Origin of the sequence: Streptomyces zaehneri (genome assembly GCF_032248645.1) — a bacterium.
GTDB lineage: Bacteria > Actinomycetota > Actinomycetes > Streptomycetales > Streptomycetaceae > Streptomyces > Streptomyces coriariae.
Genome location: NZ_JASTTJ010000012.1, coordinates 203499 through 219834, shown reverse-complemented (window position 1 = coordinate 219834; position 16336 = coordinate 203499). Strand labels below are relative to the sequence as shown.

At 70.4% G+C, this 16336-nt stretch carries 15 protein-coding genes; 8 read left to right on the top strand and 7 right to left on the bottom strand.

Features of this window, described 5'->3' with window-relative positions:
• Position 1 precedes the first annotated feature (1 nt).
• Positions 2 to 706, bottom strand: a complete 705-nt coding sequence (fabG, locus tag QQM72_RS21600) for a 3-oxoacyl-[acyl-carrier-protein] reductase (protein ID WP_314222504.1) — start codon at positions 704 to 706, stop codon at positions 2 to 4.
• Positions 707 to 950: 244 nt separating this feature from the next.
• On the opposite strand from fabG, the gene QQM72_RS21595 reads away from it, so the two are divergent.
• The 3 genes from QQM72_RS21595 to tyrS all read left to right on the top strand — a co-directional run bounded on the left by QQM72_RS21595 (position 951) and on the right by tyrS (position 5210).
• Positions 951 to 2474 (top strand): TldD/PmbA family protein, encoded by a 1524-nt coding sequence (locus QQM72_RS21595; protein WP_020130403.1) that lies wholly within the window; start codon positions 951 to 953, stop codon positions 2472 to 2474.
• Positions 2471 to 3874 carry a metallopeptidase TldD-related protein gene (locus QQM72_RS21590; RefSeq protein ID WP_314222503.1) on the top strand — a complete coding sequence of 468 codons (1404 nt, stop codon included), beginning with the start codon at positions 2471 to 2473 and terminating at the stop codon, positions 3872 to 3874. The genes QQM72_RS21595 and QQM72_RS21590 overlap by 4 nt, the downstream gene beginning before the upstream one ends.
• 67 nt (positions 3875 to 3941) lie before the next feature.
• Entirely contained in the window at positions 3942 to 5210 is a 1269-nt protein-coding gene (gene tyrS, locus QQM72_RS21585) for a tyrosine--tRNA ligase (RefSeq protein ID WP_314222535.1), read from the top strand.
• Between the two features lie 125 nt (positions 5211 to 5335).
• Here the strand turns inward: tyrS and QQM72_RS21580 are convergent, their stop codons facing one another.
• On the bottom strand, positions 5336 to 5614 hold the full coding sequence (locus tag QQM72_RS21580; RefSeq protein ID WP_314222502.1) for a GlsB/YeaQ/YmgE family stress response membrane protein: 279 nt from the start codon (positions 5612 to 5614) through the stop codon (positions 5336 to 5338).
• Between the two features lie 246 nt (positions 5615 to 5860).
• On the opposite strand from QQM72_RS21580, the gene QQM72_RS21575 reads away from it, so the two are divergent.
• Both QQM72_RS21575 and QQM72_RS21570 read left to right on the top strand, forming a co-directional pair.
• Positions 5861 to 6268, top strand: coding sequence for a DUF3099 domain-containing protein (locus tag QQM72_RS21575; RefSeq protein ID WP_314222501.1), 408 nt, complete (start codon positions 5861 to 5863; stop codon positions 6266 to 6268).
• A gap of 197 nt (positions 6269 to 6465) precedes the next feature.
• Positions 6466 to 6684, top strand: a complete 219-nt coding sequence (locus tag QQM72_RS21570; RefSeq protein WP_314222500.1) for a hypothetical protein — start codon at positions 6466 to 6468, stop codon at positions 6682 to 6684.
• Here the strand turns inward: QQM72_RS21570 and moaA are convergent.
• From moaA to QQM72_RS21555, 3 genes are all read right to left on the bottom strand, one after another.
• Positions 6681 to 7670, bottom strand: coding sequence for a GTP 3',8-cyclase MoaA (gene moaA, locus QQM72_RS21565; RefSeq protein ID WP_314222499.1), 990 nt, complete (start codon positions 7668 to 7670; stop codon positions 6681 to 6683). The two genes, QQM72_RS21570 and moaA, sit on opposite strands and share 4 nt — an antisense overlap.
• Positions 7671 to 7838: 168 nt before the next feature.
• Positions 7839 to 9464, bottom strand: coding sequence for a solute symporter family protein (locus tag QQM72_RS21560; protein WP_314222498.1), 1626 nt, complete (start codon positions 9462 to 9464; stop codon positions 7839 to 7841).
• On the bottom strand, positions 9461 to 9817 hold the full coding sequence (locus QQM72_RS21555; RefSeq protein WP_314222497.1) for a DUF485 domain-containing protein: 357 nt from the start codon (positions 9815 to 9817) through the stop codon (positions 9461 to 9463). Before QQM72_RS21555 ends, QQM72_RS21560 begins: the two co-directional genes overlap by 4 nt.
• Before the next feature lie 313 nt (positions 9818 to 10130).
• Here QQM72_RS21555 and QQM72_RS21550 point away from each other — a divergent pair, with 313 nt between their 5' ends.
• The 3 genes from QQM72_RS21550 to QQM72_RS21540 all read left to right on the top strand — a co-directional run bounded on the left by QQM72_RS21550 (position 10131) and on the right by QQM72_RS21540 (position 14386).
• Positions 10131 to 11660 (top strand): S8 family serine peptidase, encoded by a 1530-nt coding sequence (locus tag QQM72_RS21550; protein WP_314222496.1) that lies wholly within the window; start codon positions 10131 to 10133, stop codon positions 11658 to 11660.
• Positions 11661 to 11861: 201 nt separating this feature from the next.
• Entirely contained in the window at positions 11862 to 13340 is a 1479-nt protein-coding gene (locus QQM72_RS21545; RefSeq protein WP_314222495.1) for a CoA transferase, read from the top strand.
• Between the two features lie 95 nt (positions 13341 to 13435).
• A complete protein-coding gene (locus QQM72_RS21540) occupies positions 13436 to 14386 on the top strand; it encodes a CopD family protein (RefSeq protein WP_314222494.1) in 951 nt (316 codons plus the stop codon).
• An 86-nt stretch (positions 14387 to 14472) separates the two neighbouring features.
• On the opposite strand, the gene QQM72_RS21535 is transcribed toward QQM72_RS21540, so the two are convergent.
• Together QQM72_RS21535 and QQM72_RS21530 are read right to left on the bottom strand one after the other, a co-directional pair.
• Positions 14473 to 15135, bottom strand: a complete 663-nt coding sequence (locus QQM72_RS21535; RefSeq protein ID WP_314222493.1) for a lysoplasmalogenase — start codon at positions 15133 to 15135, stop codon at positions 14473 to 14475.
• Positions 15132 to 16058, bottom strand: a complete 927-nt coding sequence (locus tag QQM72_RS21530; RefSeq protein ID WP_314222492.1) for a sterol desaturase family protein — start codon at positions 16056 to 16058, stop codon at positions 15132 to 15134. The genes QQM72_RS21535 and QQM72_RS21530 overlap by 4 nt, the downstream gene beginning before the upstream one ends.
• Positions 16059 to 16336 lie beyond the last annotated feature (278 nt).

The window sequence follows — 16336 nt, the reverse complement described above, 5'->3', positions numbered from 1 at the left end:
ATCAGTGACCCATTCCCAGTCCGCCGTCAACGGGAATGACGGCTCCAGTGATGTACGAGGCGTCGTCCGAGGCGAGGAACCGCACCGTCGCGGCGATCTCCTCCGGCTGCGCGTACCGGCCGAGCGGGACCTGCGAGACGATGCCCGCGCGCTGCTCGTCGGTGAGCACCTTGGTCATGTCGGTGTCGACGAAGCCGGGCGCGACGACGTTGAAGGTGATGTTGCGCGATCCCAGCTCACGGGCGAGGGAACGCGCGAAGCCGACCAGGGCGGCCTTGGAGGCGGCGTAGTTCGCCTGCCCGGCGGAGCCGAGCAGACCCACGACCGAGGAGATCAGGACGACACGGCCCTTCTTGGCGCGCAGCATGGCGCGGTTCGCGCGCTTGACCACGCGGAAGGTGCCCGTGAGGTTGGTGTCGATGACCGAGGTGAAGTCCTCCTCGGTCATGCGCATCAGGAGCTGGTCCTTGGTGACGCCGGCGTTGGCGATCAGAACCTCCACGGGGCCGTGCTCGGCCTCGATCTCCTTGTAGGCCTGCTCCACCTGCTCGGAGTCGGTGATGTCGCACTTGACCGCGAAGAAGCCGGCCGGTGGCTCGCCCGAGCGGTACGTGATCGCGACGTTGTCGCCGGCATCGGCGAACGCGCGGGCGATGGCGAGGCCGATGCCCCGGTTTCCTCCGGTGACGAGAACCGAGCGGCTCAACGGATCACCCTTTCGATTGGGGTCTGACGCACCCGCCCGGAACACGGAACGGCAGGTGGCTTCCCTCGAAACCTATCGGTCTGCCTCGTCCGACGGACATTCGGGCACCGACAGTGGCTCACCGGACTGGCTGTGGGGTCTCTACAGAAAGTTTGCGGAAGCGGGGCGGAAACGTGTGGTCCGGGGCTGCCGGGCGCGACATGATCGAGGCCTTCACACGTGACGACACCAGGGAGAGACGTAGGTGCCCCACAGCATCGATGAAAGTTTCACGGCCCTACCCCTACGCGCCCTCGCCGACGCCGCTCTCGCACGCGCGCGTGCGCTGGGGGCGGAGCACGCGGACTTCCGGTTCGAGCGGGTGCGCAGCGCCTCCTGGCGGCTGCGGGACGCCAAGCCCTCCGGGTCCTCCGACACGACCGACCTCGGATACGCGGTGCGGGTGGTGCACGGCGGCACGTGGGGCTTCGCGTCCGGCGTGGACCTCACGATGGACGCCGCGGCCCGGGTCGCCTCGCAGGCCGTGGCGATGGCCAAGCTCTCCGCGCAGGTGATCAAGGCGGCCGGTTCGGACGAGAGGGTCGAACTGGCCGACGAGCCGGTGCACGCCGACAGGACGTGGATCTCGTCCTACGAGATCGACCCGTTCACCGTGCCGGACGAGGAGAAGGCGGCGCTGCTCGCGGACTGGAGCGCGCGGCTGCTGGCGGCGAACGGGATCAACCACGTGGACGCCTCGCTGCTCACCGTCCACGAGAACAAGTTCTACGCCGACACGGCCGGGACGGTGACCACCCAGCAGCGGGTGCGGCTGCACCCGGCGCTGACCGCGGTGTCGGTCGACGAGTCGAGCGGCGAGTTCGACTCGATGCGCACGATCGCGCCGCCGGCCGGGCGCGGCTGGGAGTACCTCACGGGCACCGGGTGGGACTGGGACGACGAGCTCGACCGGATCCCGGAGCTGCTCGCCGAGAAGATGCGGGCGCCGAGCGTCGAGCCGGGACTGTACGACCTGGTCGTCGACCCGTCGAACCTGTGGCTGACCATCCACGAGTCCATCGGGCACGCCACCGAGTTGGACCGGGCCCTCGGCTACGAGGCCGCCTACGCCGGCACCTCCTTCGCCACCTTCGACCAGCTCGGCAAGCTGCGCTACGGCTCGGACCTGATGAACGTCACGGGTGACCGCACCGCCGAGCACGGCCTGGCGACCGTCGGCTACGACGACGAGGGCGTCGAGGGCCAGTCCTGGGACCTCGTGAAGGACGGCACGCTCGTCGGCTACCAGCTGGACCGGCGGATCGCGAAGCTGACCGGCTTCGAGCGGTCCAACGGGTGCGCCTTCGCCGACTCCCCCGGCCATGTCCCGGTGCAGCGCATGGCCAACGTGTCGTTGCGGCCGGATCCGGCCGGGATGTCGACCGAGGGGCTCATCGGCAGCGTCGACCGGGGCATCTACGTCGTCGGCGACCGGTCCTGGTCCATCGACATGCAGCGCTACAACTTCCAGTTCACCGGTCAGCGGTTCTTCCGGATCGAGAACGGGCGGATCACCGGCCAGCTGCGGGACGTGGCCTATCAGGCGACGACCACCGACTTCTGGGGGTCGATGGCGGCGGTCGGCGGCCCGCAGACGTACGTCCTCGGCGGCGCCTTCAACTGCGGCAAGGCCCAGCCGGGCCAGGTCGCGGCGGTGTCGCACGGCTGCCCGTCGGCCCTCTTCAAGGGCGTCAACATTCTGAACACCACGCAGGAGGCCGGTCGATGAGCGCGGGCACCAACAAGGGGCAGCAGCCGCACGAGATCGTCGAGCGCGCCCTCGAGCTGTCGCGGGCCGACGGCTGTGTCGTGATCGCCGACGAACAGTCGACGGCGAACCTGCGCTGGGCGGGCAACGCGCTCACGACCAACGGCGTCACGCGCGGGCGCACGCTCACCGTGATCGCCACGGTCGACGGCAAGGAGGGCACCGCCTCCGGTGTCGTCTCGCGGGCCGCCGTCACCAAGGACGAGCTGGAGCCCCTGGTCCGCGCCGCCGAGGCCGCCGCGCGGGGCGCGGCTCCCGCCGAGGACGCGCAGCCGCTGGTCGCCGACGTCGCCCGGTCCCCCGAGTTCACCGAGGCGCCCGCGGAGACCTCGTCGGCGGTCTTCGCCGACTTCGCACCCGCCCTGGGCGAGGCGTTCGCACGCGCGCGTGCGGGCGGTCGCGAGCTGTACGGGTTCGCCAACCACGAGCTCGTCTCGACGTACCTGGGCACGTCGACCGGGCTGCGGCTGCGGCACGACCAGCCGACCGGGACGCTGGAACTCAACGCCAAGTCCCCGGACCGGACCCGCTCGGCGTGGGCCGGTCGCTCGACCCGGGACTTCAAGGACGTCGACCCGGCGGCGCTCGACGCCGAACTGGCCGTACGGCTGGGCTGGGCGGAGCGGCGGATCGAGCTGCCCGCCGGGCGGTACGAGACGCTGCTGCCGCCGACCGCGGTGGCCGACCTGATGATCTACCAGCTGTGGTCGGCTTCGGGCCGGGACGCCACCGAGGGCCGGACGGTGTTCTCCCAGCCCGGCGGCGGCACCCGGATCGGGGAGAAGCTGTCCGACCTGCCGCTGACCCTGCGCAGCGACCCGAACGAGCCGGGCCTGGAGTCGCCGCCGTTCGTCATCGCGCACTCCTCCGGCGGCGACCAGTCGGTCTTCGACAACGGCCTGCCCGTGCGGCCCACCGAGTGGATCTCCGCGGGCGAGCTGAACCGCCTGACGACCACCCGGCACAGCGCGGCCCTGACCGGCCTGCCGGTGGCGCCCGGGGCCGACAACCTGATCCTGGACGGCGGCGAGGACCGCTCCCTGGAGGAGATGGTCGCGGCCACCGGACGCGGGCTGCTGCTGACCTGCCTGTGGTACATCCGCGAGGTCGACCCGGCGACCCTGCTCCTCACCGGCCTGACCCGGGACGGCGTCTACCTGGTGGAGAACGGCGAGGTCGTCGGCGAGGTGAACAACTTCCGGTTCAACGAGTCGCCGGTCGGCCTGCTCGGGCGGGCGACCGAGGCGGGACGCACGGAAAAGACGCTGCCCCGGGAGTGGAGCGACTGGTTCACTAGGGCTGCGATGCCCGCGCTGAGGGTGCCGGACTTCAATATGAGCTCTGTCAGTCAGGGCGTATAACCTCGTAGCCGGTGGTCGCTCGACCGCCCGAACACAGTCTGAAGATCATCAAGGAGATATGAGAACCGTGACGGACATCGTCGACGAACTGCAGTGGCGCGGGCTGATCGCCCTCTCCACTGACGAGGACGCATTGCGCAAGGCGTTCGCGGACGGTCCCGTCACGTTCTATTGCGGCTTCGACCCGACCGCGCCCAGCCTGCACCTCGGCAACCTCGTGCAGATCCTGACGATGCGCAGGATCCAGCAGGCGGGCAACCGTCCGCTGGGTCTGGTCGGGGGCGCCACCGGGCTGATCGGCGACCCGAAGCCCACCGCGGAGCGGACGCTGAACTCGCCCGAGGTCGTCGCCCAGTGGGTCGAGCGGCTGCGCGCGCAGATCGCGCCGCTGCTCGACTTCGACGGCCCGCACGCGGCGGTCATGGTCAACAACCTGGACTGGACGCAGGGCCTGTCGGCCATCGATTTCCTGCGGGACGTCGGCAAGCACTTCCGCGTCAACAAGATGATCGCCAAGGAGGCCGTCTCCCGGCGGCTCAACTCCGAGGCGGGCATCGGCTACACCGAGTTCAGCTACCAGATCCTCCAGGGGATGGACTTCCTGGAGCTGTACCGGCGGCACGGCTGCACGCTCCAGACCGGCGGCAGCGACCAATGGGGCAACCTCACCTCGGGCACCGACCTGATCCACCGGGTGGAGTCCGACGCCGTGGTGCACGCGCTGGCCACCCCGCTGATCACCAAGGCGGACGGCACCAAGTTCGGCAAGACGGAGTCCGGCACGATCTGGCTCGACCCCGAGATGACCACGCCGTACGCCTTCTACCAGTTCTGGCTGAACGCGGACGACCGGGACGTGTCGAAGTTCCTGCGCATCTTCAGCTTCAGGTCCCATGCCGAGATCGAGGAGCTGGAGCGGCAGACCGAGGAGCGTCCGCAGGCCCGGGCCGCCCAGCGCGCGCTGGCCGAGGAGCTGACGACGCTGGTGCACGGCGCCGACCAGACGGCCGCCGTGGTCGCCGCGTCCAAGGCCCTCTTCGGCCAGGGCGAGCTCGGCGAGCTCGACGACCGGACGCTGGCCGCGGCCCTCTCCGAGGTGCCGCACATCAAGGTCGCCGAGCTCGGACCGGTCGTGGACCTGTTCGCCGAGGTCGGCCTGGTGGCCAGCAAGTCCGCCGCGCGGCGGACCGTGAAGGAGGGCGGGGCCTACGTGAACAACGTCAAGGTCACCGCGGAGGACGCCGTCCCGGCGAAGGACGAGCTCATCCACGGGCGGTGGCTGGTGCTGCGGCGTGGGAAGAAGAACCTGGCCGCGGTCGAGGTCACCGACGTCTGAGGGGCGCGGTTGCGCTTCGCGGATTGCGCGTAGGGGGTGCGCCGTAGGGGTGCGGGTTTCTGCCGGCCGCGGCTTTCGTCGTGGCTTGTCGCGCAGTTCCCCCGCGCCCCTCCCGGGCGCCCTGCTCAGGCGCGGGTCTTCCTCTTGCCCAGCGTCGCCATGTAGAGCATGTCGCCCAGGGCGACGATGATGATCGCGGCGATCAGCTGGAACAGGTGGCGGCTCCAGTCGATGCCGGACGTCTCCTCGACCCCTGCCGCGCGGGCGATCGAGTTGCCCACGATCGCGCCCAGCATGCCGAAGATGGTGGTCAGCCAGAGCGGGCTGTGCTGCTTGCCCGGGATGATCGCCTTCGCGATCAGGCCCAGCACGAATCCCACGATGATCGCCCACAACCAGCCCATGGCTGCCTCCTCGTACGGCTCTACGTGAGCATTGCACCCAAGTCTCGGTCCGCTCGCCGTACGGCGCATGTCGGGTGCGGCCATACGCGGCACGGCGCAGAACGTTCGCCCGGGCGGCGAGTGACCCGGTCTCGAAGGCGGCGCAGTCGCGGCGTAACGTGGACGGTGTCCGGGCCCGGCTCCCCGATCGGGTGCGGGCCGGAGAGGAGCCGGGGCAAGGCCGATGCTGGCGGACGGTGGAATGTGATGCGGAAGCAGGGTGGCGGCGGCAACGTCCAGGTGTTCCGGATCACCGGTGCGCGCCAGGGACTCCAGGACGACGTACGGGGCCGGCAACGGCGGTACATCATCTCGATGTCGATCCGTACGCTCTCGGTGATCCTCGCGGCGACCTTGTGGAACGTGGAACGCCATGTGGCGATCGTGGCGTTGGTCCTGGGGGTGGTGCTCCCCTATATCTCGGTGGTGATCGCCAACGCGGGGCGGGAGAACGTGCCTTCGCTCCCCTCCACTTTCCTGACCGTGCCCGTGCGCACCATGATCGCTCCGGCGCGGGCCGAGGGTGAATCCGTGGATTCGGCGCCGGAAGAGGAGGGCTTCGCGGAACCTCTCCGGAAGGAAGCGAAGCCCGATCCGGCTGAGCGTCAGCCGTGAACAGGCCATGAGCGCACTGTGCTCCAAGCTCAGGAAGAGCTCAGATCAATCATGTTGTTCCAGTGCCGTGCGGACCGTGAGCCGTGACATACTTCGTACGCGCTCCGCATCCCCCGTCGGAGCGACGGACCGACGCCGGGCAGCTCCCCCCGTGGCTGCTCGGCGTCGCCTTTGTGTGCGTGTGGTGAGACGAATCCGTGAGTGACGAGACCCCGATCTGTTCTGCCAAGGGCTGCCGTGTCGACGCGGTGTGGGTACTGGCGTGGAACAACCCGAAGCTGCACACGCCGGAGCGGCGCAAGACGTGGCTCGCGTGCGAGGAGCACCGGGAGCATCTGTCGCAGTTCCTCGGCGTCCGGGGCTTCCTCAAGGACGTCGTCCTGCTGGCCGAGTGGGAGTCCCCGGAAGCTTCCTAGCCGCCGATCGCCGACATCGGCCTGTCCGGCTGGAGGAACGTCGGGTCGTCCAGGCCCGAGCCCGCCTTCTTGCCCCACATCGCCAGTCGCCAGATACGGGCTATCTCCTCGTCGGGCGCGCCGGAGCGCAGGGCCGCTCGCAGGTCCGTCTCCTCGCGGGCGAAGAGACAGGTGCGGACCTGGCCGTCGGCCGTGAGGCGGGTGCGGTCGCAGGCTGCGCAGAACGGGCGGGTGACGGAGGCGATGACGCCCACGCGGTGCGGGCCGCCGTCCACCAGCCACCGCTCGGCCGGGGCGGAGCCGCGCTCCCCCTCGCCCTCGGCGGTGAGGTCGAAGCGGGTGCGCAGGGAGGCCAGGATGTCGCCGGCCGTGACCATGCCGTCGCGCTTCCAGCCGTGCTGGGCGTCCAGCGGCATCTGCTCGATGAAACGCAGCTCGTAGTAGTGCTCGACGGCCCAGGCGAGGAGGTCGGGGGCCTCGTCCTCGTTCACGTCGGGCATCAGGACCGAGTTGACCTTCACCGGGGTCAGGCCTGCCTCACGGGCGGCTTCGAGGCCTTCGAGGACGTCCTTGTGACGGTCCCTGCGGGTGAGGGTCTTGAAGACGTCGGGCCGCAGGGTGTCGAGGGAGACGTTGACCCGGTCCAGGCCTGCCGCCTTGAGGGCGGTGGCGGTGCGGCGCAGGCCGATGCCGTTCGTCGTGAGGGACATCTGGGGGCGGGGTGTCAGGGCCGCGACCCGCTCGACGATGCCGACCAGGCCCGGGCGCAGCAGGGGCTCGCCTCCGGTGAAGCGGACCTCCTCGATGCCGAGTGTGGAGACCGCTATGCCGATGAGGCGGACGATCTCGTCGTCGTCGAGCAGATCGGGCTTGGCCAGCCACTGCAGGCCCTCCTCGGGCATGCAGTACGTGCAGCGCAGGTTGCACCGGTCCGTCAGCGAGACCCTCAGGTCGGTGGCCACTCGGCCGTAGGTGTCGATGAGCACGTGGGCCCCCTCCCTCGTAGCGATCGGTCTTCTTTTCCGTCCCCTGCGAGCCTACGTGACAGGGCTGACAACGACAGTGCCCGATCCCACTGGATCCTACGGAGCGGAATGCGGCCGCGTCGTAGGGATCTACGACGCGGCCGCGAGGGAGGGACGGTCAGCGGTTGCTCAGTGGGCTCCGGTGCCGGTCAGGGAGCGGACCTCCAGTTCGGCGTACTTGGCCTTGTCGGGCTCCTCCTTCGACAGCAGGGTGCCTACGACGCCCAGCAGGAAGCCGACCGGGATCGAGATGATGCCGGGGTTCTCCAGCGGGAACCAGTGGAAGTCGACGTCCGGGAACATCGAGGTGGGCTTGCCCGAGACGACCGGCGAGAACAGCACCAGACCGACCGCGGTGACCAGGCCGCCGTAGATCGACCACAGGGCTCCGGAGGTGGTGAACCGCTTCCAGAAGAGGCTGTAGAGGATCGTCGGGAGGTTGGCGGAGGCGGCGACCGCGAAGGCGAGGGCGACCAGGCCGGCGACGTTCAGGTCGCGGGCGAGGGCTCCCAGGAGGATGGAGACGGCCCCGATGCCGACGGTGGCGTAGCGGGCCGCGTTGATCTCCTGCTTCTCGGTGGCGGTGCCCTTCTTGATGACGTTGGCGTAGATGTCGTGGGCGAACGACGAGGACGACGCCAGGGTGAGGCCCGCGACGACCGCGAGGATGGTGGCGAAGGCGACCGCCGAGATGGTGGCCAGCAGGATCGCGCCCCAGTTGGAGTCCACACCGCCGAGATGGAGGGCGAGCAGGGGCGCCGCGGTGTTGCCCGCCTTGTTGGAGGCGGTGATCTCGTCCGGTTTGATCAGCGCGGCGGCGCCGAAGCCGAGGGCGAGGGTCATCAGGTAGAAGGCGCCGATCAGGCCGATGGCCCACAGGACCGACTTTCGGGCGGCCTTGGCGGTGGGCACGGTGTAGAAGCGGATCAGGATGTGCGGCAGGCCCGCGGTGCCCAGGACCAGGGCGATGCCGAGCGAGATGAAGTCCAGTTTGGTGGTGCCGGTCGCGCCGTACTTCAGGCCGGGCTCCAGGAAGGCCGCGCCCTTGCCGCTGTTGTCGGCGGCCGAGCCCAGCAGGTCGGAGAGGTTGAAGTCGAACTTCAGCAGGACCAGGAAGGTGAGCAGGAGGGCGCCGGCGATGAGCAGGACCGCCTTGACCATCTGGACCCAGGTGGTGCCCTTCATGCCGCCGATCGTCACGTAGACGATCATCAGTACGCCGACCAGGGCGACGATGCCGATCTTGCCGCTGTCGCTGGTGATGCCCAGCAGCAGGGAGACCAGGACGCCGGCGCCCGCCATCTGGGCCAGCAGATAGAAGATCGACACCACGATGGTGGAGGTGCCGGCCGCCGTGCGGACCGGGCGCTGGCGCATGCGGTACGCGAGGACGTCGCCCATCGTGTAGCGGCCGGAGTTGCGCAGTGGTTCGGCGACCAGGAGCAGGGCGACCAGCCATGCGACCAGGAAGCCGATGGAGTACAGGAAGCCATCGTAGCCGAAGAGGGCGATGGCGCCCGCGATGCCGAGGAAGGACGCGGCGGACATGTAGTCGCCGGAGACGGCGAGGCCGTTCTGGAAACCGGTGAACTGGCGGCCGCCGGCGTAGAAGTCGGCGGCGTCCTTGGTCTGGCGGCCGGCCCAGACGGTGATGACGAGGGTCGCGGCGACGAACACCGAGAACAGGATGATGATCAGCGTGCGGTGCTCGCTGGCCTCGCCTGCGGCGAGCAGGGTGTGCTGTGCGGGGCTCATGCTCCGCCCTCCATCCGGGACTTGATGGCCTCGGCCTTGGGGTCGAACCGCGCGGCGGCGGTCCGCGCGTACCACCAGGCGATGAGGAAGGTGGTGAGGAACTGGGCGAGGCCGAGGGCCATGGCCACGTTGAAGTTGCCGAAGAGCTTGGTGCCCATGAAGTCGCCCGCGTAGTTGGAAAGCAGGACGTACAGCAGGTACCAGGCGATGAAGGCGACCGTGAGCGGGAAGGCGAAGCTGCGGTAGGAGCTGCGCAGTTCACCGAACTCCGCGCTCTCCTGCACCGCGACGAACTCCTCGGGGGACGGGAGTTGGGCTGGGGATTTCGAGGGGGGCGGTGTCTCGGTGGCCACGAAGTCTCCTCGTTGCGGATGCGGGTCGGACGGCGAAGGGAGGCGAGTGTCCTCGCGCTCCCTGCCCAAGGTCACGGCGCCGCACATGGACGGGTTCAACGCGTCGGGCGGGTTTGTCGAAGTCGCCTTCGGCAGGTCATGACCAACGAGCGTGGGCCGCGTCAGGTCATGGGTCGGCAAACTCGCCGCCTGGAAGTCATTGCTGGCCGGCGAGTCAGGGAGATAGCTTCGGGCAAGCACCACCCGTCATGTACCTGCCCAAGCAGCACCTGCGCTTGGGTCAGGTCCCGTTTCCGGATGATGTGGAGACCCCATGGCTCATCTGCCTTCCAGACGCCGCCTCGCGCTCGCGGTGCCCGTCGTGCTGTCGCTGACCGCTTCCCTCGGCTTCCTGCCGACGGCGGCCTCCGCGGCGCCCGTCACGACTTCCGCCACCCAGACGGCCGATGCCGGAACCCTGGCGTACGTCGTCAACACGAAGGTGGACCACCGCACGATCGGGTCGGTGAAGAAGGCGATCGCCGCGGCCGGCGGCACCGTCGTCGCGGCGTACGACAAGATCGGCGTCCTCGTCGTCCATTCGGCGAACCCTGACTTCGGGCCGCAGATACGCGCGGTGCGCGGCGTGCAGTCGGCCGGCGCGACGCGTACCGCGCCGCTGAGCGCCGCGGGGACCACCGACGAGGGGGCCGCGCAGGTCCTCTCCAAGGCGGAGGCCGCGAAGATCGAGAAGGCGTCCGACGCGGCGGGCCAGAGCGAGCCGCTCGAGGCCGACCAGTGGGACCTGCGCGCGATCGGCGCCGACAAGGCAGCCGGGATCAACCCGGGCAGCAAGAAGGTGACCGTCGCCGTGATCGACACCGGCGTCGACGACACCCACCCGGACCTCGCGCCGAACTTCTCCGCGTCCCAGTCGGCGAACTGCGTCGGCGGCGTCGCGGACACCAGCGAGGGCGCCTGGCGCCCCTACACCGCGGACGACTACCACGGCACCCATGTCGCGGGTGAGATCGCCGCGGCCCGCAACGGCATCGGCGTGGCGGGCGTCGCGCCCGGCGTGAAGGTCGCCGGCATCAAGGTGAGCGACCCCAAGGACGGCCTCTTCTACCCGGAGAACGTCGTCTGCGCCTTCGTGTTCGCCGCCGACCACGGCGTCGAGGTCACGAACAACAGCTACTACGTCGACCCGTGGCTGTACAACTGCATGGACGACCCCGACCAGAAGGCGATCGTCGACGCGGTCAACAGGGCCCAGCTGTACGCCCAGAAGAAGGGCACGATCAACGTCGCCTCGGCGGGCAACTCCAACCACGACCTGGACTCCGACTCCCTGGTCGACGCCTCGAGCCCGGACGACTCCACGCCGGTCGAGCGGACCGTCGACCCGCACGAGTGCTTCGACGTCCCGACCCAGCTGCCCGGTGTCGTCACCGTGAGCGCGACGGGCGTCAAGGGCACCAAGTCGTACTACTCCACGTACGGCCTGGGTGCGATCGACGTCGCGGCTCCGGGCGGCGACAAGTACCAGATCCCGGACACCCCGTCCGCCAACGGCCGCATCCTGTCGACGCTGCCGAACAACACCTACGGCTTCCTCCAGGGCACCTCGATGGCGTCCCCGCACGTCGCCGGTGTGGCCGCGCTGCTGAAGTCGACCCATCCGCACGCGAGCCCGGCCCAGCTGCAGGCCCTGCTCAAGCTCCAGGCCGACAGCACGGCGTGCCCGACCGAGCCGTACGACGGCAACGGTGACGGTGTCGTGGACGCGACCTGCGTGGGCGGCAAGCGCCTCAACGGCTTCTTCGGCTTCGGCGTCGTGAACGCGCTGCGTGCCGTGAAGTAGTCGCCCGAGAGGCGGTGGGAGGGCCGGGCGGACATCCGCCCGGCCCTTCGTGCGTGTACGCGGCGTGCGGACATGCGGGTCGGCGGGTCGGCGGGTCGGCGGGTCGGCGGGTCGGCGGGTCGGCAGTGATGCATGTCGTGGCGTCTCCCGCGTGCACTCTCGACGCTTATGTTGATTGAATCAATAATGCATAGTGCAGTCATGACTGGAATCAGGTTTGCCTGGTCGGAGCTGGGCGGCGATCCCGCCCTCCTCGCGCGCGTTTCGACCGTCGTCCGGGAGGGCGCCCTACAGGCACGTCTTCCCGTACGGGAGCTGGCGCGCGCCTGTGTGGGCGTGTGCGCGCTGGCCGCCGCCGAACTGGGGGCGCGGCGGGCCGGCCTCCCCGAGGTGCCCGGGGTGCGGGTGGACGACGCTGCGGTGGCCACCGCGTTCGCCAGCGAGCGGCAGCTGCTGGTCGACGGGCGGGCGCCGGTCGCCTTCGCCCCGCTGTCACGGTTCTGGCGGACCGCCGACGGATGGGTGCGCACCCACGCCAACTATCCGCACCACCGCGCGCGGTTGCTCAGGGCGCTGGCGCTGCCGCAGGGCGCGGACGCGGCCGCCGTCGAGGCGTCGCTCGCGGAACGCTCCGCCCTGGAGGTGGAGGACGCGGTGTACGCGGCCGGGGGCCTGGCCGTCGCGTCCCGCACACCCGAGGAGTGGGCGGAGCACGAGCAGGCGGCCATGATCGCGGCTCGCCCCCTGGTGGAGCGAGGCCGGTCGGACGAGGCACGCGTGCGTACGTTCGCGCCGCTGGAGAGCGGCCCGCTGCTGCCCGCCGCCGGACTGCGCGTCCTGGACCTGACCCGGGTCCTGGCCGGGCCGGTCGCCACCCGCACGCTCGCCCTGCTGGGCGCGGACGTCCTGCGGGTCGACGCTCCCCGTCTGCCCGAGCTGCCCGACCAGCACGCCGACACGGGTTTCGGCAAGCGCTCGACGCTGCTGGACCTGACGACGGACCGGCGCACCTTCGAGGAACTGCTCGCGACGGCGGATGTCGTGGTCACCGGCTACCGGCCGGGCGCCCTGGACCGCTTCGGACTCTCCCCGCAGGCGCTGGCCGAGCGTCGGCCCGGGCTGGTCGTGGCGCAGGTGTCGGCGTGGGGCGCGTACGGGCCGTGGGGCGGGCGGCGCGGCTTCGACAGCCTGGTCCAGGTGGCCACCGGCATCGCGACCGTCGAGGGCTCCGCCGGGCGGCCGGGCGCACTGCCCGCACAGGCCCTCGACCACGGCACCGGCTATCTGCTGGCGGCGGCCGTGCTGCGGGCCCTGACCGAGCAGTCGTACGACGGCGGCAGCCGGTTCGTGAGGCCGGCGCTGGCCCGGACCGCGGGGTGGCTCACCGAGGGAGCCTGGGCGAGCGGGAGCGAGGCCCTCCACGGCGGGGGCGGCGGGCCCGTGGACATCCGAAGCGAGGGCGTCCGGATGGACGAAGGGGACGGCAAAGGGATGACCAAGGCGCGGGAACGGCAGGTGAGCGGGGGTGAAAGTGTCGATCCCGGCCGCCGGCTCGCGGAGACCGACAGCCCTCTCGGGCGGCTGCGCCACGCCCTTCCACCGGTGTCGTTCGACGGTGGGCCGGGCGACTGGGCACGCCCGCCGGGGCCTTGGGGAGCCGATCCGGCGCGCTGGCTCTGAGCCCCCGGACCATCGACTCCCGTGCCGACACCGGACCCACCTGACCGGTTCAGAATGAGTTGCCCTGTTTTGCCGGTGATGGTGAAGATCCTGGCATGGCCCTCATACGACCGACCGAAGCGACCGAATCCGTACGCCGTACCGGCCCGGGCCGGGCGGTGGCGCTGCTCGTCCTGGTGGGGCTCGCGGCCCTGATCCCGCTGCTCGGGCCCTCCGTCGCCACTCACGGCACCGGAGAGACCGCCCCCGCGTACTCCGGCGTGGTCGCGCTGCTGCGGGTGCTCGTGTTCGCGGCGCTGTGCGTGCAGGTGGGCGAGCTGTTCGCGGCCGGTCTCACCCGGTGGGTGCCCGGCGCCCCGCCCGGCCGGCCGGTCGGCTGGGCGCCGTACGCCGCGGTCGTGGGGTTCTCGGCCGCGGCGGCCGCAGGTGAGCTGGCACCGCACGGCCACGGCTCACGGGGCGGCGTTCTCGCGCTGCTGGAGGCGGTCGCGTTCGCCGTGGCGGGGCTGTGCGCGCTCACGCGCCGGCCGAACCGTCAGGCGTGGCCGCTCGCGGCGGTGATCCTGGCGGAGGCGCTGCGCGCGCACCCGCCGACCGAGTCCACTCCGCTGATCGGCTCCGGGCTGACCGTGGCGCATCTGACGTGCTCGGCACTGTGGGCGGGCGGTCTGCTGAACGTGCTCCGCATGCTGCGGGGGTGGGGTGACACCAAGGCGGGCGCCGCGCTGCTGGGGCTCTACGCGCGCGTGGCGGCCGTTCTGTTCGCCGGGGTCACCACGACCGGGCTGTGCAGTTCACTGCGCCGGATGCCGTCGGAGGCGGTGCTCGACCAGTTGACGACGACGGCGTACGGGCGCGTGCTGGTCGCCAAGGTGCTCGTCGTGGGCGCGGTCGCCCTGCTCGCCCTGTGGGCGCGGACCCGGCTGCGCCAGGCCCCCGACCCGCTGGCCGCCTGTTCCCCCGCGCGCGTGGAGATCGTCGCGCTGGGGGTGGTGGTCGCGGTGTCGGGGCTGTTGACCGCGTTGCCGCTGCCGGTCAAGGGTTGAGGAGCACGGCCTGATGATCAATGGTTGAGGCGCATGGGTCGCGGGTCAGGGCCGGCGATCCATGGTTGAAGCGCACGGGCCGAGGATCAAGAGTTCACGATCAAGGGCGGCCGCGGGTCAACTGTCGTATGACGGGGGCCTGTTGCGCCCAGAGCCAGCAGCACCTGTGCGGCGATGTAGGTGAGCATGATCCACAGGTCCGGACGCGGAGGCTGCGGCCAGTCGGCGACACCGGTGGCGATGAGGGTGTCGGAGAGCAGGAACAGCGCGCCACCGGCACCGGCGACCGGGCCGAGCCGGGTGGTGGCGAAGTACGCCATGGCCGTGAGCAGGGTGCTGTATACGGCGACGGGGAGACGCAGGTCCGCGGGGAGGTCGGGCCACAGCAGGACGACGGTGGCGATCAGGGCGGTGGCGTAGCAGGGGGCGAGGAGGGCGCCGCGCGCGTGGGGTCGGCCGATGCGGGCGAACAGCGCCAGATAGCAGACGTGCCCTGCGGCGAACGACGCCATGCCGGCGAGGAAGGCGGGGTCGGCGTCGGACAGCAGCAGGGTGTCGCCGCCCCAGCCGCACAGAAGGGCGGCGACCAGGAGCCGGGACGCGCCCCGCGAGGCCGCCCAGGCGGCCAGGAGCGGCATCAGAAGGGGCTTGGCCGCCGTGTGCCCGGCGTCGGAGCCGACCGCGAGGGCGAGCAGGTCGACGGCCGCGGCGAGGGCGAAGAGGCCGAGGAGGACGCGGGAGCGGGTCACGCGGCCGTGGCCTCCTCGGCCGTGGTGGTGGAGGCCGTGGCGGCCGAGGCCGTGGTGGTGGAGGCCGTGGTGGAGGGTGCCGGAGCGGACGCGGGCTGCCAGCCGGGCCCGCGGAACACGCGTCCCGTCCGCTCGCGCCAACTGGCCGCCGCCTTCACGTCCTTGAAGATCGCGACGTACTCATGCGTGGCCACCTTGATCGGGTTGAACGTGTTGATGTTCTTGGTCAACCCGTAGACGGGCCGGTCGACCTCGGGCACGAACGACCCGAAGAGCCGGTCCCAGACGATGAGGATGCCGCCGAAGTTGCGGTCCAGGTAGCCGCCCTGCGAGGCGTGGTGGACGCGGTGGTGGGAGGGCGTGTTGAACACGAACTCGAACCACCGGGGCATCCTGTCGATCCGCTCGGTGTGGATCCAGAACTGGTAGACGAGGTTGACCGAGGAGCAGAACGCGAGTGCGGCCGGGTGGACGCCGAGGGCGATGAGCGGGACGTAGAACGGCCAGACGGTCAGCGTGGTCCAGGGCTGGCGCAGGGCGGTGGTGAGGTTGAACTTCTCGCTGGAGTGGTGGACGACATGACAGGCCCACAGCACGCGGATGACGTGGTGGCCGCGGTGCGACCAGTAGTAGAAGAAGTCCTGCGCGAGCAGCATCAGCAAAAGCGTCCACCACAGGACCGGGACTCGGAGCGGGGTCAGTTCGTAGATCGCTGTGTAGATCGCGACGATCGGGATCTTCCAGACGAAGTCGAACACGAGACTCCCGAGCCCCATACCGACGCTCGTCGCGGCGTCCTTCGTCTCGTACCCGGCCGCAGCGCCCTCGGCGGCAGGATGGAGCCGGACGCTGATCACCTCGACAACGGTGAGCAGCACAAAGGCGGGTATCGACCACAGCACGACATCGGGCAGGTTCGGCATGGGGGCACCGTAGAACGGCTGATGGGCTGCGGCTAGACGTTGTTACCCACAAGTATTACCGACGGTACGCGCTTGCTTGTTGGCGATCTCCGCCAATCGGCGGGCGGGTCATGCCGACGACGCCGAGGAGGGACGCGACTTCGCGCCATGGCGTTCGCCGGCAAGCCTCCCGACGCCGTCAGCGGTCGTGGCCACACGGAAGGCCCTGGGCGCGGCGGGCTGATCCGCCCTCAGGAACCCACCCACCGGGCACAGGACGTTGCCTCCATGTCTCTGTA

Excerpts from the sequence above, each read along its gene's own strand:
- QQM72_RS21530 (WP_314222492.1), bottom strand. The coding sequence starts at position 16,058 with ATGCCGAACCTGCCCGATGTCGTGCTGTGGTCGATACCCGCCTTTGTG.
- QQM72_RS21560 (WP_314222498.1), bottom strand. The coding sequence starts at position 9,464 with ATGAGCCCCGCACAGCACACCCTGCTCGCCGCAGGCGAGGCCAGCGAG.
- QQM72_RS21580 (WP_314222502.1), bottom strand. The coding sequence starts at position 5,614 with ATGGGCTGGTTGTGGGCGATCATCGTGGGATTCGTGCTGGGCCTGATC.
- QQM72_RS21545 (WP_314222495.1), top strand. The coding sequence starts at position 11,862 with ATGACTGGAATCAGGTTTGCCTGGTCGGAGCTGGGCGGCGATCCCGCC.
- QQM72_RS21550 (WP_314222496.1), top strand. The coding sequence starts at position 10,131 with ATGGCTCATCTGCCTTCCAGACGCCGCCTCGCGCTCGCGGTGCCCGTC.
- QQM72_RS21575 (WP_314222501.1), top strand. The coding sequence starts at position 5,861 with ATGCGGAAGCAGGGTGGCGGCGGCAACGTCCAGGTGTTCCGGATCACC.
- QQM72_RS21540 (WP_314222494.1), top strand. The coding sequence starts at position 13,436 with ATGGCCCTCATACGACCGACCGAAGCGACCGAATCCGTACGCCGTACC.
- QQM72_RS21590 (WP_314222503.1), top strand. The coding sequence starts at position 2,471 with ATGAGCGCGGGCACCAACAAGGGGCAGCAGCCGCACGAGATCGTCGAG.